Raw genomic sequence first — 23815 nt, 5'->3', positions numbered from 1 at the left:
TCATGCATGAGTATTGCCCGCCCATACAAGCAAGTAGATGTCTTCGCATCCTCCCCCTACACCGGCAACGGCCTGGCCGTGGTGCTTGACGGCGAGGGACTCAGCGATGCCCAGATGCTGGGCTTCGCCAATTGGACCAACCTCGCCGAGACGGTGTTCCTGCTGCCGGCCACGCATCCGGATGCCGACTACCGGGCGCGGATCTTCACGACCACCACGGAACTGCCCTTTGCCGGGCACCCCACCCTGGGTGCGGCGCACGCCTGGCTGGAGGCCGGAGGGGAGCCCAAGAACCCCGCCGGGCTGGTCCAGGAATGCGGGGCCGGGCTCATCGAGGTCCGCCGCGTCCCCGGCGAGCACCCCGAGGACCCCGAGTCCCTGGCGTTCAAGGCCCCGCCCATGGTCCGCACCGGCGAGCTCGAGGACGACGTGCTGGAATGGGCGCTGGGCGGACTCGGCCTGGCACGCGAGGACGTGCTGGCGCACCAGTGGGTGGCCAACGGGCCCAACTGGGCGGGATTGCTGCTGCGCGATGCGGACCTGGTGCTTTCGCTGGAGCCCGACTACACGGCCCTGGCCGGGCTGGAGATCGGGGTCATCGCCCCGCACACCGTCGGCGGCGTTCCCGCCCGTTCCTACGACCCGAATGTACCCGAGGCCCGGCCGGCCGGGGCGCGGGAGGAATTGAGCCCGGTATCGGCGGCCGACGAGCGCCGCGGCGCCCAGCGCTTCCGCAACGTGGTCACCGGCGCGCCGGCCGACTACGAGGTGCGGGCCTTCTGCCCCGGCGAGGGCCTTCAGGAAGACCCTGCGACCGGTTCCCTGAATGCCGGCTTCGGCGTGTGGCTCACCGGGTCCGGGCTGGCCCCGGCCTCCTACACCGTGCGCCAGGGAACCCGCCTGGGCCGCTCGGCGATCCTGCACGTGGAATCCGACGCTGCAGGCGTATGGATTGCCGGGCACTCGGTGACTTGCATCGACGGCGTCGTCAACCTCCCCTAGACGCAAAAAACAGTGCAGTGTGAGGTGGGGCTCAATACCCTGTATTACCTTGGCGACCCGGAGTAGGCTCGGGCGGTGAATGTGAACCAACGCGTGACGGAAACCCAGCAGGACAAACTTGCCTGGGGTGCCCTGTGGGCGCTGGTCATCGGCTTCTTCATGATCCTGCTTGACTCGACCATCGTCTCCACCGCGATGCCTGCCATCATGAAGGGGCTGGACACCGACATCAACGGGGTCATCTGGGTCAACAGCGCCTACCTGCTGGCGTTCGCGGTGCCGCTGCTGATCACCGGGCGCCTCGGGGACAGGTTCGGCCCGCGCACCATCTACCTCATCGGCCTCATCGTCTTCACCGCGGCCTCGCTGTGGTGCGGGCTGGCTCCCGACATCACCACGCTGATCGTTGCACGCGTGGTCCAGGGCCTGGGCGCCTCGATGATGAGCCCGCAGACGATGACGTTCATTACCCGCATGTTCCCCTACGCCCGCCGCGGCGCCGCCATGGGCGTGTGGGGCGCGGTGGCAGGCCTTGCCACGCTGGTCGGCCCGATCGCCGGCGGCGTGTTCGTCGACACGCTGGGCTGGGAATGGATCTTCTTCGTGAACGTGCCGGTGGGCATCATCGCCATCTGGCGCGTGTTGGCCAAGGTGCCCGAACTTCCGCGCCACTCCCACTCCTTCGACTGGCTGGGCGTGGGATTGAGCGCCGTGGCGATGTTCGCGCTGGTCTTCGGAATCCAGGAAGGCAACACGCACGATTGGGGACCGTTCATCGGGCCCATCGGCTCGTGGCAACTGATCATCGGCGGGGCCGTGCTGCTGGGGCTGTTCATCTGGTGGCAGGGCGCCAACCGGGCCGAGCCGCTGGTACCACTGGTCCTGTTCAGGGACAGGAACTTCTCGCTGGCCAACATCGCCATCGCCTTCATGGGGCTGTCCATCACCGCCATGAGCTTCCCGATGATCCTCTACCTGCAGTCGGTGCGCGGACTCACCCCGACGCTTTCCGCGCTCATGCTCGCGCCCATGGCCGTGGTGGCAGGCGCGCTGGCCCCGGTGGTCGGCAAGAACGTCGGCAAAATCGAGGCCAAGTACTTCGCGATCCCCGGCTTCTTCCTCTTTGGCGCCTCGATCACGGTCTACGGGCTGATGCTGCGGGCCGACACCCCGTTCTGGCTGCTGTTGCTTCCACCGGTGTTCATGGGGCTGGGCTCGGCCATGATCTGGCCCGCGGTTTCGCTGACCGCCACCCGCGACCTGGGCCAGGCTGACGCCGGGGCCGGATCCGGGGTGTACAACACCACCCGGCAGGTCGGCGCGGTGCTGGGTTCGGCATTGATCGCGCTGATGATGGAATCGCGCATTGCCGTGGAGTCGGAAAAGGCCGTTGCCGCACTGGCTGCCGACGGACCTGCCTCCGTGGTGAGCGGTTCCCTGGCCGAGCCGGGAACCGGGGCAGCGGTGCCCGAATTCCTGCATCAGGCCTTCTCGCTGGCGCTGGGCCAGGCGCTGTTGCTGCCGGGCATCGTGGCCATGGCAGCTGCCCTGCTGGCGGCGTTGTTCCGCAAGGGCGCGCGCAGCAACTGATCCGCGCGCCCTTGCGGGCGTGGCGCTACTTCTTTTTCGCGGTGACTTCCTTGATCTTGGTCTTCGCCTTGCCGCGGCCGAAGACCAGGGCCGCGGCGATGCCGGCCAGCCAGAGGTCCTTGGCCATCGGGACGCCGTTGGGCGTGGGGCGGATGCCGTCGGACTCGGTCAGTCCCGGGGTCTTCAGGTAAGTGGCGACCAGTCCGGCCGCGAAGGCACCCAGTCCAAGGCCGGCCAGTCGCGAGGGGATGAACGGGGTCAGCAGGGCTGAGCCCACGGCGATCTCCCCGAAGGCCAGCGCCTTGCCGAAGACGGCTGGTTCGACCTTTTCGACCTGCGGGATGGCATTGGAGGCCATGGACTGCAGGCCCTCGGCGGATTCGGCGTCCATGCGCAGCTTGCCGATGCCGCTGTTGAGGATGTAGGCGCCCGAGACGAGTCGTAGTGCGGTGTTGGCAATGCTGAAGCCCATGGTTTTTCTCCTGGTCGTGGGTCGCTGTGGTGGTATTCGTTAACCCACCCTATGGTTTGGCGCTCCGCCACGGCTATAGCTTCCCCGGTGTGGCGCGGGACAAGGTCCGGGGACCGCATGCTCTATGGGCTGTGACACATTCGCGCAATGCGGAGTCCAATCGGGGGCGGGAGAAACCGGCGGCATGCTAGATTCGCGTGCATGATCACCTCCTCCGCGGTTCCCGATGCCGCGCTGCGCCTGCTCGTGGAAAAGGGCTTCGACGCCACCAGCGTCGACTCGCTGGCACAGGCTGCGGGCATCTCTCGTTCCACCTTCTTCCGGCGCTTCGGCTCGAAGGAGGAAATGGTCTTCGCGGACATGGAAACCATCATCCACCACCTTGAAACGGTGCTTGCCACCTCCTCGGCCGGCCCCGTGGCCTCGCTGGTGCACGCGGGGTTGACCGTCTTCGACCAGCACACCGCCAGGCCCGAGGCCGCTGGCTTGCGCCACCGGCTGTTGCTTGACGTGCCCTCCCTGCGCGACCGCGAGCTGGTCTCGATCCACCGCTACGAGCGGGTGTTCCGCAACCACCTGCGTGACCGCGGGTTGTACTCGCTGCCCAACGGGCGGGCCATGTCCATCGCGTTTGCCTCCGGGGTGGTCTCGGTCCACAACGACCACCTGCGCCGCTGGCTGCGCCACCCGGAAGACACCCGCCGTCCCGACCTGGAGCGCGAGCTGCTGGCCCTGGGATCGGTGTTCACCCCGGTGCTCGAGCCGCAGGAATCGACACCCGCACCCGAGCCGACGACGGTGGTCATCACCATTGCCGGCGGCACCCCGGACACCGAGTCGGTGCTGTCCCAGGTCCGCGATGCCCTGAACCGCGCGAACGGCTAGGCCGGACGCGAGGCACCCTGCGGTGGAACCCCCACACTCGAGGCTACATTCCCTCCCCGGCTGGCCGCGGGCGACCGAACGGCTCGTGCTGCGCCCCGCCGCCGCATCGGATGCCGAGGCCACTTGGGCCTACCGCCGGCTTCCGGAGTCCTCCCGCTGGGTCACCTCTGCCTGGAACGACCTTCCGGACTACCGCCGCTCCTTTACCGACCCGGCGCACCTGCGAGACAGACTCGTCATGGAATCCGGCGGCACCGTCGTCGGGGAAGCGGTGGTTCGCCTCGGGGACGCGTGGTCCCAGCGAGAGGTCGCGCACCTGGCAGCGGGGACCGAGGCGGAGCTCGGGTGGTCCTTGGACCCGGCGGCCGGCGGGCGCGGGCTTGCCACCGAGGCGGTGTCCTTCCTGTTGCGCCTTTGCTTCGCCGACCTGGGCCTGCGCCGGGTCCATGCCCGCTGCTTTGCCGCCAACGAGCCCTCGTGGCGGCTCATGGAACGCGTAGGGATGCGCCGCGAAAGCCACCTGGTAGCCGGCGCCCTGCACCGCGACGGCACCTGGAAGGACGGATACGCCTACGCGCTGCTTGCGGACCAGTGGCGCGCCACACAAAATGCCTGAACCGGAGTTTCTTGACCTGAAACTGAGTTCCAGTATGCTGGTGCCTTAGCGACATTCCCGCTGCCGACGAAAGGGCACCACTCCGCCATGAGCATTGAAGCCAGCCTGAACACCGATTTTCCTTCCGGTGTCGTTGAACCGGAGTACGAGCTCTGGGGCGAGGTGGATGTCGATCCGGCAGGCCTCTTCGAGGATGTCAATGCGGAGGACCGCGTTTACTGGGACAGGGCACGGAAGTTCGGCCTGGACGAGGTGCGCCCCGTCATCGACGAGTTCTGGGACAAGTCCGACTACCCGCTGGATCTGGCCAAGCGCCTGGGCGAGCTGGACCTGCTGCGCGATGGTCTGGAGCTTGAGGGCTACCCGCAAATGAGCGTGCTGGCTGCCGGCCTGGTGAACATGGAGCTCTCCCGCGCCGATGGATCGGTGGGCACCATTGCCGCGGTGCAGGCCGGGCTGGCCCTGCGCTCGATCACCGAGTGCGGCTCCCCCGGGCAGATCGCCCACTGGGGCCCGAAGCTTGCCAATGCCGAAGTGCTCGGTGCCTTCGCGCTCACCGAACCCACCCACGGCTCGGACTCGGTGTCGCTGGAGACCCGCGCCGTGCGCGTTGCGGGCGGCTACCGGATCAGCGGCGAAAAGAAATGGATCGGCAACGGCTCCACCGGCGGAATCACCATCGTCTGGGCGCGCGACGAAGAGAACAAGGTCCGCGGCTTCATCGTGCAGCAGGAGTGGGAGGGCTACACAGGCACCACCATCGAGGGCAAGCTGTCCCTGCGCGCCATCTGGCAGGCGCACATCCGCATGGAGAACGTCTTTGTCCCGGACTCGCATGTGCTGCCCGGTGCCAACAGCTTCAAGGACACCTCCAAGGTCCTCTTCGCCACGCGCCTGGGCGTCGCATGGTCCGCCGTGGGCCACGCCACCGCCTGCTACGAGACGGCCGTGCAGTACGCGGCCCAGCGCATCCAATTCGGCCGGCCGCTTGCGGCCAGCCAGATCGTGCAGGAACGCCTGGCCCGCATGCATTCCGAGCTTGCCACCATGCAGCTCACCGTCATGCAGGCCACCCGACGCGAGGAGGCGGGAACCCTGACCCCGGTGCAGGCATCGCTGGCGAAGTTCACCTGCACGCGGCTGGCCCGCGGCATCGCGTCCAACGCCCGCGACCTGCTCGGCGGCAACGGCATCCTGCTCAAGAACCGGGTGGCGCGGCACATTGCCGACATCGAGGCCATCCACACCTATGAGGGCACCGAGACCGTCCAGGCGTTGATCATCGGGCGCTCGATCACCGGGATCTCGGCCTTCGCCTAGGCCGCGGCGCAGGTCTCTCCCCTGTTTCCTAGCCGTTGCCTCCGTGCGGGGTGCCGCGAGGCATCGCCCCGGCGGCGGGTGCGGTGCTGGTATCAACGCCCACGTCCAGCACTGCCTTGTAGCCGGCGACGGTCTCCCCCGTGACAGTCGCCAATTGGCTGGCTCCGCCGTCGTCACCGAAGACGTTGTCGCTTTCCAGCGACAACCGTGCCAAGGTCCGCACCGAATTCGCGTAGCCGTCAGTCGCGTACACGGCGTCCGAAACGTCCTGGGGCAACGCCACCTGGGAGATGGCGATCGCCTGGGCGGAGTCGGTGATCGATGCGGCATCCGGGTAGACCTCGAAGTGGATGTGGGGCCAGCGTCCGGGGTAGCAGGCAGGGAAGATGCTGGTGAAGCGCACTGTGCCCTCCGCATCGGCTACCTGCACCCCGCGCAGGTAGTTTTCCTGCTCGGCTGCCGGGGTGTACATCGAGTAGTTCCCGTCCCTGTCGCATTGCCAGACGTAGACGGCAACGCCGGCAAATGCCGCGCCGCCGTTGGCCAGGTCCTTGATGTTCAGTTCCAGGTCCAGGGCAACGCCTTCCGCGGTTCCGTTGGCGTCCCCGAAACTCGAGCGGATGTCGCGGCGCACGATGCCACTTTGTTCCAGCACGTCCGGCCCGTTTGATCCGTCCCCCGGGTAGGGCCCGGCCGTCTCGTCGGGGATCTCTCCCGCAGAGGTGCCGGTGGATGCGTCGTTGGTGGTGGCGGTGCACGCGGCCAGGCCCAGTGCCAGGGCGCCAACGCCGAAGGCCTTGAGCGCACCGCGGCGCCCGATGAGCGTCTGCACATCGAACCCGAGTCCCTGGTCCTCGAGATCCTGGTGGGGCCGCGGAAGACTCCGGCCCTTGTAGGCCGGGTGGCCGGCGCCCGGCCTCTGGTGCTGCTGGTGCTGTTCCATGGCGTCGTTCCTCGCTCGCTCGTGATTCCTGGTTGGTGCCTTGGATTCCTACGGTAGGCCTCCACCCCATGGCGCTGCTGTGGCGAAGCCATGGCCGGCCCATGTGCGGCCACGCCGGGGAAACCATTGCGCCTCCACCGGGAGCCTCGTAGCCGCCCGCCCCACGTTGCGCATCACATGTATTGCGTGTTGAGGTCGATCTGCGCCGACCCGGCCCGCGTAGGCTTCACGGAGGAGTTGTCCCGCCAGCTGTTTCGAAAGGCATCCGCATGCGTCGTCAAACGATCGTCATCACCGGCGCAAGCGACGGGATCGGTGCCGAAGCCGCACGCGCGCTCAGCCGCCTGGGACACGAAATGGTCGTGGTGGGCCGGAACCGGGAAAGGACCGCAGCCATTGCCCGGGAAATCCAGGCCGATCACTTCCTCGTCGACTTCTCCGATCTCGATGAAGTCCGGGGTCTCGCGGTGCAACTGCTTCAGAAGTACCCGCGGATTGACGTACTGGCGAACAACGCCGGCGGCATCTTTACCCCGGCCCGCCAGTCGACCGGCGACGGGTTCGAAATGACCTTCCAGGTCAACTACCTTGCCCCATTTCTACTGACCCGGCTGCTTCTTGACCGGCTCATTGCCTCGCGGGCAGCAGTCATCAACACCTCCAGCGTGGCGAATAGGTTGTACGGCAGGGTTGACCTCTCCGACCTGAACGCCGAGCGATACTACGATCCCAAGAGAGCCTACGGGAACGCCAAACTCGAACAGATCATGTTCACCCGCGAACTGCATCGCCGTTTCGGTTCCAAGGGCCTGGCCTCCGCGTCGTTCCACCCCGGGATTGTCAGCACCGGATTCTCCCGTTCCCCCGGCACGTCCATGGAGGGCATCTACGGCAACAGGCTGATCTCCAAGTTACTCGCAACGCCCAGGAAGGGTGCCGACACGCTCATCTGGCTGGCCGACGAGGGCAGCGGCGGGACGTGGCCTTCGGGCGAATACTTCTCCCGTCGCAAGGTGGCCCGGACCAATCCCCAGGCCAAGGACGATGCGCTTTCCGAGACGCTGTGGAACCAGTCCGGGAAACTACTGGGGATCGCGTGACACCGCAGGCATCCGCGCCGATCGCGGTTTTTCGGGAACGTCCCGACGGGCAACCTATCGCCGGCGGCCCCCACGCCGGAACCGCTTGTCCTAAGCGCCGGCCATCCGCTTTTTGACGTGCTTGGTGGCAGGTGCGGTCCAGGGGTCCTCGGGCCACGGGTGTTTGGGGTAGCGGCCCCGGTTTTCCGCGCGCACCTGGGCGTAGGGGCCTGACCAGAACGATGCCAGGTCGTCGGTGACCGCCAGCGGTCGACCAGCCGGGGAGAGCAGGTGGAAGAGCACCAGGACCCGGCCGCGCACCAGCGCCGGGGAGGTGGCAAGTCCGAAGCATTCCTGCAACTTCACCGCCACCACCGGAGGGGCTTCCGGCTCGTCGATTCCCGGGTAGTCAATGCGGATCCTGGATCCGCTGGGCACCGTGAGGCGTTCGGGGACCAACTCATCCATGGCGGTGGCCTCGGGCCAAGGCAGCAGGCGACGCAGCGGATCCACCAGGTCCAGGGAACCCGGGGACTTCCCTCCGGCGAGCGCCTCGAGTTCCGGGGCCAGCCAGTTCTCGGCGGCCGCCAGCAGGGAGTCCTCGTCCATGGCCGGCCAGGGGTCCCCGAGTTCACGGTGCAACATTCCCAGCCGACTGCGCAGCAGTTGCGCCGCGGGGGAGAATTTCAGCATGCCGAGCCCGCGCTCGCGCAAGGCGTCCAGCACCGCGGCGCGGCCCTGGGCACGAGTGGGGGTCATGGGGGTGCTGGAAAGGACGATGGCCCCGAGTCGGTGCTCCTTGCGGGCGGAGAGCTTGCCGCTGGCAAAGACCGTGTTGACGGTCTCGGTTTCCAGGTGGGCCGCAGCGAGCAGTGCGGTGCCCTCGTCGAGTGGCGCTGCGGCGCGGATCAACGCGCCGGTGCCTGCCGCGTCGCGGCCGGCGGCCCGTGCCACCTCGGCGACCGCCAGCCACTGGTGGTGTGACAAAGGGCTTCCGGCGGGCAGGCCCGCGCGGGTGCCGGAGGCCAGCAGGTAGGTGGTGCCGGTGGCGTTGTCCACGCGACGGGCAACCTGTCCCGGATAGGCAAGGGCTGTTACCAGGCCAAGCTCGGTGCCGGAGGAAGGCATCGTCGCTGTGCCTGGCGGCCGCTGCGCCTGGGCTTCCCGGCCGGCGATCCGTTCCAGGCGCGAGCATTCGCGCTTCCAGGTGGCGGACTGCGGGTGTCTGCCGTTGCGCAGGGCCGCCAGCAGCGCGCCGAGGTCGGCGGCCTGGGCGCGGTAGTCCCCGGCCAGCAAGGCAACGATGTGTGCGACGTTTCCGGCCCCGAGCCGCGGGGCGCCGTCGAGCAAGGCACGGCCCAGCCGGGGGTCGGCCGGAATCAGGGCCAGGCGGCGGCCCAGTGCGGTGGCGTGCCCGGCCTCGTCGATCGCGCCGAGCTGGGACAGCACCGTGGTTGCGGCCTCAAGGCTTGATGCAGGCGGGGGCTCGGGCAGGTGCATCCCGGCACCGCCCGGCGCGCCCCAGCAGGCCAGCACCAGGGCCGCGGAGGTGAGGTCGGCAACGGTGATCTCGGCCCGCGGATGTGCAGGGGCCGCCGCAAAGCTCTTTTCGGCAAAGCAGCGCACCACGGTGCCCGGCCCCTGGCGTGCGGCGCGGCCGGCCCGCTGGATGCCGGCGGCCCGCGAGGCGGAGACCGTGACAAGTCCGCTCATCCCCCGGGCCGCATCCCGGCGCGGCTCCCGGGCCAGGCCCGAGTCGATGACCAGCCGGACCCCGGGAACCGTGAGCGAGGACTCGGCCAGCGAGGTGGAGACGATGATGCGGGGCCCTCCCCCGGGTTCGCGCCCCGAGACGGCACGGTCCTGCAGGGCGGGAACGACCTGCCCATGCAACTCCAGCACCTCGGTGCCCGGCGCGCGGGTGCGGAGCTGCGCGGCGACATCGGCCACTTCCCAGGCACCGGGAACAAACACCAGCGCGTCGAGGGACTTGTCCCGCGTCAGCGCCTCGGCATGGGCGGCAGCGGCGGTTGTTGCCACGTGGGTGAGGAAGGTGCGCGAGACCCCGCGGTCGGTCAGCCGGGGAGCGGCGGCCGGCACCCACCGGGTTTCCAGCTCGTGCAGCGCCGCAGGGCAGTCGATGACCGGGGCACTGCCCGCACCCGAGGCATCACCCAGCAATTGGGCAAAGCGCGGGGCATCGAGGGTCGCGGACATGGCCACGAGCACCAGGTCCCCGCGCAGTTCGTGGACCTCGCGCAACATGCCCAGCAGCAAGTCGGTTTCCAGCCCGCGCTCGTGCACCTCGTCGATGACGACCGCGTCAATGGATTCCAGCCCCGGGTCGGCCAGCAGCCGGCGCAGCAGGATTCCCGGGGTCACGAACTCGATCAGGGTGTCCGGGCCGGCGTGGTTTTCCCCGCGCACGGTGAATCCCACGCGGCCGCCCAGTGAGCTGCCGTCGAGGGATGCCAAGCGCCGGGCCGCGGAGCGGGCAGCGACCCGGCGCGGCTGGGTGACCAGGATGCGTGCTTCTCCCCCGTTGCGGGCCCGAACCAGGTTGGCCACCAGGGGCGGGACAAGCGTGGTCTTGCCGGTGCCGGGCGGGGCCTGGATGACGGCGGTTCCGGATGCCCCGCCGGCCTCGATTGTACTGGCAAGCTCCGGCAGGGATTGGGCAAAGACCAGCCCCCGCCCGATGGCAGCCAGGTCGAAGTCATTGTCCTGCCGGGGCTTGTCCCGGCCGTTCCGCTGCGTACTCACCCGCCTCATTATCCAGTGTTGCCGTCCCCCCTTGCCGCTCTCAGGCGGTGCGGCGGCGCAGCGTCATCGACCCCACCACGATGGCGGCCAGGATCCACGCGGCAACGAACCCGATCCGCAGCCAGATGTAGCCGGCGTCCTGGTCGTCCCTGGCCACCGCGTTCAGCGCATCGATGGCGTGGCTCAGCGGCAGCCAGTCCCCGATGCCCTCCAGGACCTCGGGCAGTTCGCCACGCGGCAGGAATATCCCGCCCAGCAGGACCTGCGGGAAGACGAAGGCCGGCATGAACTGCACGACCTGGAATTCGCTGCGGGCAAAGGCGCTGGCAAGAAGCCCCAGCGAGGTCCCCAGCAACGCGTCGGCGATGGCCACGGCGAAGAGCAGCCCCAGGCTGCCGGCAACCTCCAGACCGCAGACCCACACGGCAAAGCCCACGGCGATCCCCGTCTGCACGATAGCCAGCAGCCCGAAGGCCAGCGCGTAGCCCAGGATGAAGTCGGCCTTGCCCAGCGGCAGGGACAGCAGGCGTTCCAGGGTGCCACTGCGCCGCTCCCGGAGCGTGGCGATGGAGGTGACCAGGAACATCACGATGAAGGGGAAGAGCGCGATCATCGCCGGGCCGATCCTCCCGAAGACCGGGGTGTCGGTGAAGATCCAGGCGACCAGGCCGACCAACAGTGCGGGGACCAACAGCAAAAGTGCCAGGGTGCGGTGGTCGTGGCGCACCTGGTTCAGCACGCGAGCGGTGGTGGCCAGGATGCGCGGGATGCTCATGGGGTCCCTCCCGTGGCGCGGTGCTTGGGAGCATGGGGTTCGGAGCCTGGTGCCCCTGATTCCCGTGTGTCGCGGATCAGCGCCAGGAAGGCGTCCTCGGCGTTGGTGGTTCCGGTGCGCGCCAGCAGGCCAGCGGGCGTTTCCTGGGCGATGATCCCGCCCTCGCGCATCAGGATCAGGCGGTCACACCGGGTGGCTTCGTCCATCACGTGGCTGGAGACCAACAGCGTGACACCCTCGGCCGCAAGTTCTGCAAACAGTTCCCACAATGCCACGCGAAGCACCGGGTCCAGCCCGACGGTGGGCTCGTCCAGGACCAGCAATTCGGGCGTTCCCAAAAGGGCGATGGCCAGGGAGAGGCGGCTGCGTTGTCCGCCGGAGAGGTCGGCCGCCATGGACTTGACCACCGATCCCAGGTCGGTGCGCTCGATGACTTCGGCAACCTGGGCGGGCGGGGCACCGACGATCTTGGCGAAGTAGGACAGGTTCGCGCCCACCGGCAGGTCGTCGTAGATGCTGGATTCCTGCGTCATGTAGCCGACGCGATGGCGCAGCTTTTCGGACCCGGCGGTGTCCCCGAGCACCCTCACCACTCCGCCGGAAATGATCTGGGTGCCCACGATCGAGCGCATTAAGGTGGACTTCCCGCAGCCGCTGGGACCTAGCAGCCCGACCACCTCGCCGCGCGGGACCAGCAGGTCAAGGCCGGGCAAGACGAGGTTCTTCCCGCGCATGACTTTCAATCCGGTGATCGAGATAGCCGCCGCCTGTTCCTCCATATTCCCGAGTCTTGTCCCTGTGTCATTTTCGGTCAAGGGGCCGGGGCCAGATGCCGGTGGCGGCACCAGCCCCCTATCGAAAGGTGAAGCGCCCCGGGCATACTTGAAGCAAGACAGGCACCCGACCCGATCCCAGCTAGGACCCACAGGAGTGCACCATGCGCGATCCAGAGGGGTCCCGTCCCCTTCGTTCTGACTCGCCGGTGCTCGTGGGCGTGTTCCCGGGGCAGCATCCCGAGGTCTTGGAAACCGCGGCCCGCCTCGCTTCGGTCCTCCGTCAGGATCTGGTGTGTGCCTATGCACTCACCGGCCTGGACATGACCGAATGGAACGTCAAGGCGAGCATCGACTTTGATGCCCTGCACCGGGATGAGCGAGAGGAACTCGGGGCGGAAGTGATCGAGGACCTGCAACAACGGCTCGGCGAGACCCTGGCCTCCTACCCCATGCCTTGGACCCTGCGCATCCTGGTGGGCGAGGCGGCCGGCGCACTTGGCGACTTCGCCGTGGAGCTGGGTTCGTCATATCTGGTGGTCGGCTCGCCCCGTGGAAAGCGCCGCGCGTTCTCCGGTTCGAGGTTCAGTGCCTCAACGCTTGCCCGGGTTCTGTCGCGTCGGCAGCTTCCGGTGTTGGTGGTTCCGCCATCGATCGTGCCTGACCCGCCGGCCACCCCTTATCTACCGTGATCGGGCATCCGGCCACCGGGAGCGGCAGGTTCCGGGTTGTCAGCCCGGGGAATCACACCCTTCAGGAATGTGAGCGCAGGAACGGCAGCAACTGCTCCAGGATCGGCTGTGGCGGATAGAGTGTTCCGCCGTGGCTGCGTCCCTCCAGCGCCACCAGCCGGGCATGGGGCATGACCGAGGCCATGACCCGGGAATGATCAATGCGTGGCACATCCCGGGTACCGGTCATCAGCAGGGTCGGCGTCGCCAGTTGGTGGAGCAGGGTTTCGCTGACCGCGCTGCCGGACTCGGTGGCCTCGAAGTACGCGGCCAGTGCCAGTGCGTCATTCGAGGCAAAGGCATAACGGGTCGCGGGGTCCAGTTTCCCGCCGCCGGCTTCCATGCCGTCAATGAAGGCGTCCATGTCACCTGTTTTCAGTGCCTCGAGGTAGCCGTCGAAGAAGAGCGTGCTGATGTGCTGTGCCTCAATGGCGTGGGTGCCGCCGAGCATGGTCAGGGAGCGGACCATGGATGGATGCTTGATGGCCAGCGACAGGCCAACGCGCGATCCGAATGAATATCCCACGAGGTGGATTGACTCGTGTCCGGTCGCAGCCAGCACCGCCTTGACGTCCTCCAGCACCAGGTCCATGGCGTAGGCGGCCGGGTCGTGGGGTTTTCCCGATCGTCCGTGGCCGCGCAGGTCCATGCGGATGGTGTCGAACTCGGGTTCCAGCGCCTTCACGTATCCCAGGCCGCGCCAGATGGAGCGGGAAAGTGCGGAGCCGTGCAGCAGCAGGACCGGTGGGGCCCCTGTGTCGCTGGCGTCAAAGTAGATAGTCTGGGCATCAACCGGGTTCACTGCATGGGGCATGATACTGAGCTTATGGCACCGGACCGGTCTTTTCCCAAGCAAAGGAAACACCATGAATGACGACCTGACTCCCGTGATTGTCGGGGGTGCACGTACGCCCTTTGGAAAGTTCCGCGGGGCCGTCTCCGCGTTGTCAGCCACCGAGCTAGGCGCCCACGCAATTTCCTCGGCACTGGAGCGCAGCGGGGTGCAGGCCGCCCAGGTCAACCACGTCATCATGGGCCAGGTCATCCTGGCGGGCACCGGCCAGGGCCCGGCCCGCCAGGCCGCGCTGAAGGCCGGCATCGGCTGGGAGGTCCCCACGGTGACGATCAACAAGCTCTGCCTGTCGGGGCTCACCGCCGTCATCGACGCAGCCCGCATGATCCGCGCCGGCGAGGCCGATTTCATCGTCGCCGCCGGACAGGAGTCGATGTCCAATGCCCCGCACCTGGTCCGCGGCATGCGCACACCGTTGGCCATCGGCGACCGGCCGTTGGAGGATTCCCTGAACCACGACGCGTTGGCCGATCCGTTCAGCGGCGAGCTGATGGGCTCGGCCACCGAGAGCGGCACTGCCAAGCTGGGGATTTCGCGCGCCGCCCAAGACGCCTTTGCCGCCAGGTCGCACCAGCGCGCTGCGGCTGCGCGCGCGCACCTCGATGCCGAGATCGCGCCAGTGGCCATCCCGCAGCGGCGCGGGGGCGAGATCATCGTTTCCACCGACGAGGGCGTTCGCGCTGACACCACGGAAGAACAGCTTGCCGCACTGCGTCCGGCTTTCTCCACCGACCCCGCCGCCACCATTACGGCGGGTTCTTCCTCGCCGCTTTCGGACGGTGCCGCAGCCGTGGTGGTTGCCTCCAAGGGCGCCGCCCGTCGGGCAGGCCTGACATGGCACTGCGAGATCGGCGCCCACGGACAGACGGCCGGCCCGGACGGACAATTGCATTCCCAGCCCAGCACATCGATTCTCGCCGCCCTGGCCAAGGAGGGAATGGGAGTCGCGGAGCTGGACCTGATTGAAATCAATGAGGCCTTCGCGTCGGTTGTCCTGCAATCGGCGAAAGACCTCGGCGTGGATCCCGCCAAGATCAACCTGGAAGGCGGGGCCATTGCGCTGGGGCATCCCGTGGGTGCTTCCGGCGCGCGACTGGTCCTGCACCAGGCCATGGAACTGGCGCGGCGCGGTTCCGGCACGGGGGTGGTATCCCTGTGTGGAGGCGGCGGCCAGGGTGATGCCCTGATCCTGCGACGCTGATTTCACATGTTGTTACCCGGCGGTATACAGCTGGTGCAAAGGTTGCTTCCCTAGAGTCTTAATCACCTCATGGAGGTGCGAGTGATGAGAGCACCGGTCGGGCACAAGGCAAATTCCCCCTAGCCTTCCGATCGGTGCTCAACCATTTAATGCAGGATGTCCGCAACCACGACCCCTGGAAGCCACCGCCCTCGACAACTCCGGCACTTCGGACCAAACTGAAGGTACCGGGCGCCGCAAGTTCGGGGAGACACGTTCTACGGATCAAGGAGTACGCGAGATGACTGAACAACCAACCGGCGACGAAGAGGTAGAAGAAGAAACTGCCGCAGAACCAGAGCATGTGGCCAGCGCGCACGACGAAGCGCTGGTCGAGGAATGGGAAGACGAATCGTTTCCGGCCTCGGATCCACCCTCCAACTACTGACTCACGGCCGACTATCGACAAATCACCAGCAATCACCCAGTTACTCCAAATACGCTGAAGCTACCTTCTCAAGGTGCGAGTGATCAGAAGAACCGGTCGCGGCGGAGTTTCACCTCCTTAGCCGTCACGGCCGGTTCTTCGCTTTTAACTGCCGGGCACACGGGAACGCATTGCACTGCCAGATTCCCCCCGAACCGCGCCGCGCCCAGCTCCCGATGCCGTGGACGTTTGCGGCACCTTGCGACAAGAATGGATAAGAGGGAGCCGATGCAGCTTCCGCGAGATTTCATCCCCAATTTCCAGGAGAACATCACCACCATGGCCGAAGAGCTCCGGTACGCCCCCGTCCCTGAAACGCACGCACCCTACGTTGCCGCCCCGGACCGCTACGAATCGACCGGCTACCGCCGGGTGGGGAACTCGGGGTTGGTTCTCCCCCCGATTTCCCTGGGCCTGTGGTGGAACTTTGGCGACAACCGCCCCTACGACACCCAGCGCGAAGTGCTTCGCCATGCCCTTGACCGAGGAATCACGCACTTCGACCTGGCCAACAACTACGGTCCGCCCTACGGCTCGGCAGAGGAGAACTTCGGCCGCATGTTGCGCACCGACTTCAAGGCCTATCGCAACGAGCTGATCATTTCCTCGAAGGCCGGCTGGGACATGTGGCCGGGTCCGTACGGCACCCTGGGCTCGCGCAAGTACATCATGGCCTCGGCCGACGAGTCGCTCAAGCGCATGGGCCTGGACTATGTGGACATCTTCTACTCGCACCGCCCTGACCCCGACACCCCCATCGAGGAAACCATCGGCGCGCTTGACACCTTGGTGCGCCAGGGGAAGGCGCTATACGTCGGGATCTCCTCTTACTCCCCCGAACGCACCGCGGAGGCGGCGCGCGTCGCCAAGGAGATGGGCACACCGCTGGTGATCCACCAGCCGTCCTATTCGATGCTCAATCGCTGGGTCGAGGACGGCCTGCTCGAGACCTTGGCCGAACACGGCATGGGGTCCATCGCCTTCACCCCGCTGGCCCAGGGCCTGCTGACCGGCAAGTACCTCAAGAATGATTCGGCGATTCCGTCCGGTGGACGGACAACGCTGGACGGGCACCTGACCGAGGAAAATCTCGGGAAGGCCCGCGATCTGGCCCGGGTCGCCGAGTCCCGCGGCCAGTCCCTGGCCCAGCTGGCCATCGCCTGGTTGTTGCGCGACGGCGGAGTGAGCTCAGTGCTGCTCGGCGCCTCCTCGACTGCGCAGCTTGATGAAAACCTCGGCGCCCTGGGCAACACCACCTTCAGCACCGGGGAACTGGACCTGATCGACAAGATCGCCGCTGGCGATGCCGACATAGACCGCTGGCGCACGGCGGCCACCAGCTAAGCCAGCCGGAGCACACGGAGCAAAACCCTGCGATATTCGAATTTCGCAGGGTTTTGCTCCGTTAACGACGAATACCGAAGTCAGCTAGTTCACTCACGGCGGATATGGTCGCCAACCATGCGTGACGGGCTTCACAAATCGTCGTTTTCGGGACATGATGGACAGGTACGTGGCGCGATGAAGATCCCCGCCGCCCAGTGACTACCAGAAGGAGCATGGCTGTGACCGCCAACGCCCAGACGTCGACCTCCACCGGCTACCGAGTCCTCAACCCCGCCACCGGCGAGGTGGTCGAGGAATTCCCCACGGCCACCGACGCCGAGATCCAGGACGCCATCGCGGCGGCCGATTCCGGTTACCAGCAGTGGAAGAACGTCGACATCAATGAACGCGCCAAGATCGTTGCACGCGTGGGCGAGCTCTTCGCCGAACGCGCCGACGAGCTCGCTGCGATCATCACGCAGGAAATGGGCAAGCCCCTCTCCGAGTCCAAGGGCGAGGCCGAGTTCTGCAAGGACATCTTCGAGTACTTCGCCACCGAGGGGCCCACGCTCGCCGCGGATACGGAAATCAAGAACATCGGCGGCGGCAAGGCCGTCATCCAGCGCCTCCCGGTCGGCCCCCTGCTGGGCATCATGCCGTGGAACTACCCGTACTACCAGGTCGCCCGCTTTGCCGCTCCCAACCTGATGCTGGGGAACACCATCGTGCTCAAGCACGCCGAGACCTGCCCGCGTTCGGCACTGGCCATCGCGCAGATCATGGATGACGCGGGCGTTCCTGCAGGCGTGTACAACAACGTCTTCGCCTCCCACGGGCAGATCTCCACGATCATCGAAGACCCGCGCATCCAGGGCGTTTCGCTGACCGGTTCCGAGCGTGCCGGTGCCATCATCGGTGAGCAGGCCGGACGCAACCTGAAGAAGGCAGTGCTGGAACTTGGCGGCTCGGACCCGTACGTCATCCTCGATTCGAACGATGTCGCGGGCGACGCCGCCACTGCCTGGGCCACCCGCATGGAGAACACCGGCCAGGCCTGCAACTCCAACAAGCGCATGATCGTCATGGAGGATATCTTCGACGACTTCGTGGGTGAGCTGACCAAGCTGGCCGACGGCCTGGCCCCGGGCGATCCGGCGGCCGAGCTCGAGGGCACCTTCGGTCCCCTTTCCACCCGGGGTGCCGCCGAGGCCCTGGCCGAGCAGGTGAAGGACGCCATCGACAAGGGCGCAACCCTGCATGCCGGCGGCACGCTGCACGAGGGCCCAGGCGCCTACCTGGCCCCGACCGTGCTCTCGGGAATCACCAAGGAGATGCGTGCCTACTACGAGGAGCTGTTCGGCCCGGTGGCCGTTGTCTACAAGGTCTCCTCCGACGAGGAAGCACTTGCCATGGCCAATGACACCCAGTACGGTCTGGGCGGCGCGGTGTTCTCCACCGATCCGGCTCGCGCGGCCAAGGTAGCCGCCGGTCTGAACTCGGGAATGGCCAACGTGAATGCGCCGAGCGCCGAGGGAGCCGAGATGCCCTTTGGCGGAGTGAAGCGTTCGGGCTTCGGCCGGGAACTGGGACCGCTGGGCATGGAAGAGTTCGTCAACAAGCGCCTGTTCTACGTGGCCGACTGACTTCCACGCTCGCTTAAACGCCAAGGCCGCAGTCCGCATTCATCGTGACGATGGATGCGGACTGCGGCCTTCTCAATTAACCCGGGGTCGGCCCCGTGGAGCACTCCCCCGTGGTGGTCAGCGCCCCACGTAGTCGAAGTGCCAGGCCTCGGCGTAGGGCGATCCCTCCTCCAGGATCTTTCGGTGCACCCAGTTGTACTTCTTGGAGTTCGCCTTCAGCCATTTGTAGTACTTGCCTCGGAAGGAATAGTCATAGGTTTCGGGCACATCGATGGCCGTCCCCCAACCGTGGTTGGAGGTTCCCGGACGTGCCGCGACGTACGGACCCAACTCCACCCAGTACGCGTCCTGCGTGGCACGAGTCCGGTATGCCAGGTCGACATCGAGATTGCGTCCGAACTTTTTCTTGAACGCTGCGTTGAGTCGGTTCAGGTCCTTGAGGGCCGGCGCGGCAATGAGCGTCTTTTCCTTGTCCCACGGGATCGCCACGAGCATCTTCTCGGGGACCCTGCCGTTCTTCTGCGCCAGGACTTGCCTAGCCGAATACTTCTTTGGTTTCGTAGAGGCGGTCGAGGTGCGGGCAAGCTGGCTGGTTTTCATCCATCCGCTCATCCCCTGCGTCCGCACGAAGATCCAGCCCTTGACCGATCCGGCGGTTTTTTCCATCTTCATGTCCCGGTACACCACGGAATTCCGGGGGATGTCACCGATGCGCTTTTTCCCGTTCACGCTTTCATAGAGGTCGCCACCGGAGACCTTTGTCCAATACCTGTCGGTGAGACCCGCACGGTTGGACGTGTACTTCTGGTCGATGTAGATTTCCCGACCGGGTTTTTTGGCGACGATCTTGAGGTGTTTTCCTTGGATCCACCCTGATTTTCCCCGGCTGGTGATCTGGGCATGTCCGCCGGAGACCTTCTTGACGGCGTAGATGCCGCCCTTGGGCACAGTGGCCAGCGCTTTGGATGCGGTGCTTGCCTTTTGCCGCAACGTCAGCCGGGCAGTGGTCTTGCCGAGGTCGCCTTGTTTCACGGCCTTGGGAATGGAGCGTAGGTAGGTGCTGGAAACCCAACCTGTCTGTCCGGCATGGCGTACCTGGCTCCATCCGGATCTGGTTGCCGTCACCGTCAACCGCGTGCCCTTGGGCACGACCTTCAGCTTCTTGCCCGATGTGGAAGGCGGTGCGCGCAGGTTCAGGTTCGCGGTGGTTTGCAATACCCTCGCGACTCCTGCGCGAAACATGCTTTCGGGTTGCGCGATGTATGCGGATGGACCGGTCTGCGCCGCCGCGACATGCGGCACCGCCTGCGGGGCCGCCTGTGCCTGCACCGGGTTCAGGGCGGCGAGAGCAAGGGCAATCGCCGTGCCCAGCAGCAGTGCCGTCCCTGCGCGATTGACGGGCATTGCACCGTCTGTAGTGGTCATGTGCTTCATTGATCCCCCGGGGAATTAATTTCTTGCGAGTTGAATGAGTGGCACTCCAAGCCCACTAGTACATTGTTAGACTAACCTTTTTGCTAAGAGGTTATTTCGGGTATCCGCCCTGCGCCATTGCATAGAGTGGACCTGTTGCCAATTGCGAGGAGTCACTGGATGTCAGCGAAGTTAGGTTTCAAGAAAAAGTCGCGACAGGATCCACCCGCGACTTCAAAAGCCGAGGTATCCAGCGCCAGGCCCCCGATGCACACCGTGTCTGGAATGTGGATCGATCCGCTCGGCCGTATTGCCACGCGCTCGGTCCAATTACTGGTGGTGGTGATCCTGGCCGGGGCAGTCGTCTACACCCTCCTCAGGTTGAGCGTTATCGCTCTGCCGATCCTGATTGCCCTAATTCTTTCCTGCGCACTGTGGCCATTGGTGCGCCTATTGCGCAAGTTCATGTCCCCACTACTGGCAGCGTGGACCGTGTTCCTCGGTTCACTGCTCGTGATCGGCGGCATCGGTACGGCCCTGGTATATTCCGTGCTTGCCGAGTGGCAAACCTTGGTTGACAGGGGCGTCGAAGGATTCAACAAGCTCCAGGGCATGTTGAATCGGTTGCCGTGGAACATCTCGGAGGACCAGATTGACCAAGCCGTCAGCCAAGTCACGGGCTTCCTGACGAGTTCCCAATTTGGCGCTGGTGCCCTGAGCGGCCTTTCTGCAGCCGGGAATTTCGTCACCGGTCTGGCGCTCTTGCTGGTGATCTTGTTCTTCTTCCTGAAAGACGGAGACAGGATCTGGGCGTTCTTCCTCTCTTGGATGCCAGACCACCAGATGCACCGTTGGCTGTCCACCGGTGGGCGCACCGTAGAGACGCTGGGCGGCTACATGCGCGGAACCGCCACCGTTGCAGCCGTGGATGCCATCGCCATCACCGTTGTCTTGCTCATCCTGCGGGTTCCGTTGGCCATTCCCCTGGGCGTAGTAGTGTTCATGAGCTCCTTCATTCCATTGATAGGTGCCACCTTCGCCGGAATCCTGGCCACCTTGATTGCCTTGGTGACAAACGGCCCCGTGATTGCCCTGATTGTTCTGGGAGCGGTGATCGTCGTGAACCAGCTGGAGGGTAACTTCCTGCAGCCTGTGGTCATGGCCCACGCGCTGAACCTGCACGCGTTGGTGATCTTGCTGTCATTGGCCGCAGGCACGGTGTTGGGCGGATTGGTGGGCGCAGTGCTGGCCGTACCCCTGACCGCTGTTGCCTGGGGCATCGTAAAAATCTGGGCCGACCGGGATTTGCCGGAGCTTGACCCCGGGGCCGACCCGGAGAAGGAAGCATCCGCAGGGGAACCCACGGCAGCTCAGGTCTTGGCGCATGCAGAATCAAACGTATCGGCATCGGCGCACGAAGCGGATGCCATGCACGCAGCAGGTTCCCAGTCCCCCCTGAAAAATCCGAAAAATAGCGACAACCGTAGCTGAAACGGCAATGGTCCGTGCAACCGTCCTGACTGGTTGCACGGACCATTCTTCTTCCGGATTCGACGCGTCGCGCCTGGCTTAGCGAAGGTACCTGGAGCTAACCCAGCCCGTTTTCCCTGAATAGCTGGTCTGTGTCCAGCTTCCTCGTGTCGCCTTGACCGTGATCTTCTTGCCCTTCGGAATCACCAACAGCGATCGTGTTGATGTGTTTGTTCCGGTTCGCAGGTTCAGCCGGACGGTGGTTGTCCTGCTCTTGGCCGGTGCCTTGTAGGCGGACAATTGGTTCGCCGGGACCCACCCGGTCTTGCCCGCATACTTCACGCGCAGCCACGAACCGCTCTTAGCATCCACCGTCACGTTCTTCTTGGCAGGAATGCTCACGACCGCCGCGGCCTTCGCACTCGCGCTCTTGCGCGCAACGACCTTCACCTTGGACGTGTAGGTCGTCTTCTTCACCGACTGGACCACCGGCGGCTTCGGCTTGGCCGGTGCCTTGTAGGCGGACACTTGGTTCGCCGGAACCCACCCGGTCTTGCCCGCTTACTTCACACGCAGCCACGAACCGCTCTTCGCATCCACCGTCACGTTCTTCTTGGCAGGAATGCTCACGACCGCCGCGGCCTTCGCACTCGCGCTCTTGCGCGCAACGACCTTCACCTTGGACGTGTAGGTCGCCTTCTTCACCGACTGGACCACCGGCGGCCTCGGCTTGGCCGGTGCCTTGTAGGCGGACAATTGGTTCGCCGGAACCCACCCGGTCTTGCCCGCATACTTCACACGCAGCCACGAACCGCTCCTAGCATCCACCGTCACGTTCGTCTTGGCAGGAATGCTCACGACCGCCGCGGCCTTCGCACTCGCGCTCTTGCGCGCAACGACCTTCGCCTTGGACGTGTAGGTCGCCTTCTTCACCGACTGGACCACCGGCGGCTTCGTTGCGGCAGGCTTGATGACGCGCAGGTACTTGTTGCTGACCCATCCGGCGGCGTTCCCGGCCTTGATATTGCTCCAGGTGCCTTGGCGACGGAGTTCGATGACGTCGGTTCCGCTGCGCAGGACCTTGACGATCTTGGTGTTGGTGCCGGCCCCCGCGCGCATGTTCAGATTCGCGGTGGTCTCATGCGTTGCCTTGGTTGGCGTGGGCTTGGCTACCGGTGGCTTTGCCGTCTGGGGCGTCGCTGATCCGATTTTCTTCATGTCCGCCGAGCTGACCCATCCGGAGTGCTTCCCGGATTGAATCTGGGACCAGCCGCCCCGTACCTGGCGCACCGCAACTTTTGCGCCTCGCTTGAGAGGATGGGTTTCCTGATACGTGGTCCCGGCCCCGGAACGCAGCTTGAGGTCACGAAGGACTTCGTGGGTTGCGGGTAGTTTAGTCTGGTCGATGGACGCGGTCTTGCGCGCCAAGCTTGCCGATACCCAGCCTTCGGTTCCCTTGTACTTCACGCGCAACCAGCCAGCGGAGCTTTCATAGGCTTCGAAAGTGGTGCCGGCGGGAATCATCAGGAGCTTCGAGTACCAGGTGGCCGCGCCGGAGCGCATGTTCAAGCCATAGGGGTTGCTGTATTTGGCAAAGGGCACCCGGACACCGTTGGTGACGGTTCCCGTGGATGTCATCGACCCCTCGGGTGCTGCCCCCAATTCATAGGGCGTGACGGCAAATCGGTTCATCCAACCGGTAACCGAGCCGTACTTGACCTTGACAAAGGACCCGTTACGAAGTCCGTTGATGGCACCGGGTTTGCTGCTGACAGGGGCGTTGCGGTTCGGCCTGGCCAGGACCTTCGAGTCGGCGGAAGCCGAGGCAAAGAGCTCGGCCTTGCCTCGCGCATAATAGGTGCAAGTCTTCAGCGACTCTGCGTAAGTGGCGGTGGCATGGGAGTTCAGGTCCAGCCCGCGGTCCTTGAGGAAGGCACGGGGGTTGCGAACGTTCGAATCGCTGGAGTAGAAGCGATCCTTCCAGATTTCCAGGTGCAGGTGTGGGCCGGTGGATGGCCCCGAGGAGCCCACCAGGGCAATCTTTTGTCCTGCCGCGACCTTTTGGCCCGTTTTGACCAAGACGTCGTTGGGCCACATGTGCATGTAGGCCGACTCGTAGGTTCCCCCGTCGATGCGGTGGGTAACCACCACTTGCCCTGAGGTCGATCCGGTGCCGTTGACGACTTTGCGCACGGTGCCTGCGGCCACCGCATAGATCGGGGCGTTGTCCCTTGTGCCCATGTCCTGACCCAGGTGGTGGGTCGACCCTCCCACCACCGGCATGCAACGCGGCCCCATCGGGGAGGTCATTCGGTACGTGTCGGGGTCAAGCGGCAAAGCGAAATTGCCGACGCGGACCTTGCTGCCGGAATCGGCGTTGACACGGACCTGGGAGGTTGCCGGCAGCGCGGTGAAAACCATTCCTGCCGCCAACACCCCCGCGAAAAGGGCACGAATGTATTTCGGTGTGGCCATCGTCAAGGCGCGTCCTTTG

21 protein-coding genes are annotated in these 23815 nt (G+C 65.7%); 12 read left to right on the top strand and 9 right to left on the bottom strand.

The window, feature by feature from the left end; all coding sequences use genetic code 11:
- Window positions 1-6 precede the first annotated feature (6 nt).
- Window positions 7-1002, top strand: a complete 996-nt coding sequence (locus tag Q2T94_RS12475) for a PhzF family phenazine biosynthesis protein (protein ID WP_302264720.1) — start codon at window positions 7-9, stop codon at window positions 1000-1002.
- 75 nt (window positions 1003-1077) lie between these two features.
- Entirely contained in the window at window positions 1078-2592 is a 1515-nt protein-coding gene (locus Q2T94_RS12470; protein ID WP_302264718.1) for a DHA2 family efflux MFS transporter permease subunit, read from the top strand.
- 25 nt (window positions 2593-2617) lie between these two features.
- Here Q2T94_RS12470 and Q2T94_RS12465 read toward each other — a convergent pair whose 3' ends face one another.
- Window positions 2618-3064 carry a DoxX family membrane protein gene (locus tag Q2T94_RS12465; RefSeq protein ID WP_264270059.1) on the bottom strand — a complete coding sequence of 149 codons (447 nt, stop codon included), beginning with the start codon at window positions 3062-3064 and terminating at the stop codon, window positions 2618-2620.
- Between the two features lie 201 nt (window positions 3065-3265).
- Here Q2T94_RS12465 and Q2T94_RS12460 point away from each other — a divergent pair, with 201 nt between their 5' ends.
- The 3 genes from Q2T94_RS12460 (at window position 3266) to Q2T94_RS12450 (ending at window position 5885) form a co-directional block, all read left to right on the top strand.
- The gene (locus Q2T94_RS12460) at window positions 3266-3949 is read left to right on the top strand and encodes a TetR/AcrR family transcriptional regulator (RefSeq protein WP_302264715.1); all 684 of its coding nucleotides are present in this window, start codon (window positions 3266-3268) and stop codon (window positions 3947-3949) included.
- Between the two features lie 22 nt (window positions 3950-3971).
- Window positions 3972-4565, top strand: coding sequence for a GNAT family N-acetyltransferase (locus tag Q2T94_RS12455; protein WP_302264714.1), 594 nt, complete (start codon window positions 3972-3974; stop codon window positions 4563-4565).
- 87 nt (window positions 4566-4652) lie between these two features.
- A complete protein-coding gene (locus Q2T94_RS12450; RefSeq protein WP_302264713.1) occupies window positions 4653-5885 on the top strand; it encodes an acyl-CoA dehydrogenase family protein in 1233 nt (410 codons plus the stop codon).
- Window positions 5886-5913: 28 nt separating this feature from the next.
- Here Q2T94_RS12450 and Q2T94_RS12445 read toward each other — a convergent pair whose 3' ends face one another.
- On the bottom strand, window positions 5914-6828 hold the full coding sequence (locus tag Q2T94_RS12445; RefSeq protein WP_302264712.1) for an intradiol ring-cleavage dioxygenase: 915 nt from the start codon (window positions 6826-6828) through the stop codon (window positions 5914-5916).
- Between the two features lie 269 nt (window positions 6829-7097).
- Here Q2T94_RS12445 and Q2T94_RS12440 point away from each other — a divergent pair, with 269 nt between their 5' ends.
- Window positions 7098-7928, top strand: coding sequence for an SDR family NAD(P)-dependent oxidoreductase (locus tag Q2T94_RS12440; protein WP_302264709.1), 831 nt, complete (start codon window positions 7098-7100; stop codon window positions 7926-7928).
- A 90-nt stretch (window positions 7929-8018) separates the two neighbouring features.
- On the opposite strand, the gene hrpB is transcribed toward Q2T94_RS12440, so the two are convergent.
- The 3 genes from hrpB to Q2T94_RS12425 are packed head-to-tail and all read right to left on the bottom strand — an operon-like array spanning window position 8019 to window position 12224.
- A complete protein-coding gene (gene hrpB / locus Q2T94_RS12435; RefSeq protein ID WP_367281541.1) occupies window positions 8019-10670 on the bottom strand; it encodes an ATP-dependent helicase HrpB in 2652 nt (883 codons plus the stop codon).
- A gap of 40 nt (window positions 10671-10710) precedes the next feature.
- Complete coding sequence (locus tag Q2T94_RS12430; protein ID WP_302264705.1) at window positions 10711-11445, bottom strand: ABC transporter permease; 735 nt, start codon at window positions 11443-11445, stop codon at window positions 10711-10713.
- Window positions 11442-12224, bottom strand: a complete 783-nt coding sequence (locus tag Q2T94_RS12425) for an ABC transporter ATP-binding protein (protein ID WP_302264701.1) — start codon at window positions 12222-12224, stop codon at window positions 11442-11444. Before Q2T94_RS12425 ends, Q2T94_RS12430 begins: the two co-directional genes overlap by 4 nt.
- 158 nt (window positions 12225-12382) lie before the next feature.
- On the opposite strand from Q2T94_RS12425, the gene Q2T94_RS12420 reads away from it, so the two are divergent.
- Window positions 12383-12910 (top strand): universal stress protein, encoded by a 528-nt coding sequence (locus Q2T94_RS12420; protein ID WP_264270068.1) that lies wholly within the window; start codon window positions 12383-12385, stop codon window positions 12908-12910.
- Window positions 12911-12971: 61 nt separating this feature from the next.
- Here the strand turns inward: Q2T94_RS12420 and Q2T94_RS12415 are convergent, their stop codons facing one another.
- Window positions 12972-13763, bottom strand: coding sequence for an alpha/beta fold hydrolase (locus Q2T94_RS12415; protein ID WP_264270069.1), 792 nt, complete (start codon window positions 13761-13763; stop codon window positions 12972-12974).
- A gap of 52 nt (window positions 13764-13815) precedes the next feature.
- Here Q2T94_RS12415 and Q2T94_RS12410 point away from each other — a divergent pair, with 52 nt between their 5' ends.
- The 4 genes from Q2T94_RS12410 to Q2T94_RS12395 all read left to right on the top strand — a co-directional run bounded on the left by Q2T94_RS12410 (window position 13816) and on the right by Q2T94_RS12395 (window position 18438).
- Entirely contained in the window at window positions 13816-15003 is a 1188-nt protein-coding gene (locus Q2T94_RS12410) for an acetyl-CoA C-acyltransferase (protein WP_302264697.1), read from the top strand.
- A gap of 280 nt (window positions 15004-15283) precedes the next feature.
- Window positions 15284-15430 (top strand): hypothetical protein, encoded by a 147-nt coding sequence (locus Q2T94_RS12405; RefSeq protein WP_264270071.1) that lies wholly within the window; start codon window positions 15284-15286, stop codon window positions 15428-15430.
- Between the two features lie 318 nt (window positions 15431-15748).
- Window positions 15749-16813 carry an L-glyceraldehyde 3-phosphate reductase gene (gene mgrA / locus Q2T94_RS12400; RefSeq protein WP_302266417.1) on the top strand — a complete coding sequence of 355 codons (1065 nt, stop codon included), beginning with the start codon at window positions 15749-15751 and terminating at the stop codon, window positions 16811-16813.
- A gap of 215 nt (window positions 16814-17028) precedes the next feature.
- A complete protein-coding gene (locus Q2T94_RS12395) occupies window positions 17029-18438 on the top strand; it encodes an NAD-dependent succinate-semialdehyde dehydrogenase (protein WP_302264696.1) in 1410 nt (469 codons plus the stop codon).
- 117 nt (window positions 18439-18555) lie between these two features.
- On the opposite strand, the gene Q2T94_RS12390 is transcribed toward Q2T94_RS12395, so the two are convergent.
- Window positions 18556-19863: an SH3 domain-containing protein gene (locus Q2T94_RS12390; protein ID WP_302264694.1), complete on the bottom strand. Its 1308-nt coding sequence runs from the start codon at window positions 19861-19863 to the stop codon at window positions 18556-18558.
- A gap of 255 nt (window positions 19864-20118) precedes the next feature.
- On the opposite strand from Q2T94_RS12390, the gene Q2T94_RS12385 reads away from it, so the two are divergent.
- Window positions 20119-21342 carry an AI-2E family transporter gene (locus Q2T94_RS12385; protein ID WP_302264693.1) on the top strand — a complete coding sequence of 408 codons (1224 nt, stop codon included), beginning with the start codon at window positions 20119-20121 and terminating at the stop codon, window positions 21340-21342.
- 78 nt (window positions 21343-21420) lie between these two features.
- Here Q2T94_RS12385 and Q2T94_RS12380 read toward each other — a convergent pair whose 3' ends face one another.
- Both Q2T94_RS12380 and Q2T94_RS12375 read right to left on the bottom strand, forming a co-directional pair.
- Window positions 21421-21849: an SH3 domain-containing protein gene (locus Q2T94_RS12380; RefSeq protein ID WP_302264692.1), complete on the bottom strand. Its 429-nt coding sequence runs from the start codon at window positions 21847-21849 to the stop codon at window positions 21421-21423.
- A 33-nt stretch (window positions 21850-21882) separates the two neighbouring features.
- Window positions 21883-23796: an SH3 domain-containing protein gene (locus tag Q2T94_RS12375; protein WP_302264691.1), complete on the bottom strand. Its 1914-nt coding sequence runs from the start codon at window positions 23794-23796 to the stop codon at window positions 21883-21885.
- Window positions 23797-23815: the final 19 nt, after the last annotated feature.

It is taken from the genome of Paeniglutamicibacter sulfureus, assembly GCF_030512175.1.
GTDB classification, from domain to species: Bacteria; Actinomycetota; Actinomycetes; order Actinomycetales; family Micrococcaceae; genus Paeniglutamicibacter; species Paeniglutamicibacter sulfureus.
The sequence above is the reverse complement of the archived record's forward strand: the minus strand, read 5'-3'. Positions and strand labels throughout refer to the sequence as shown.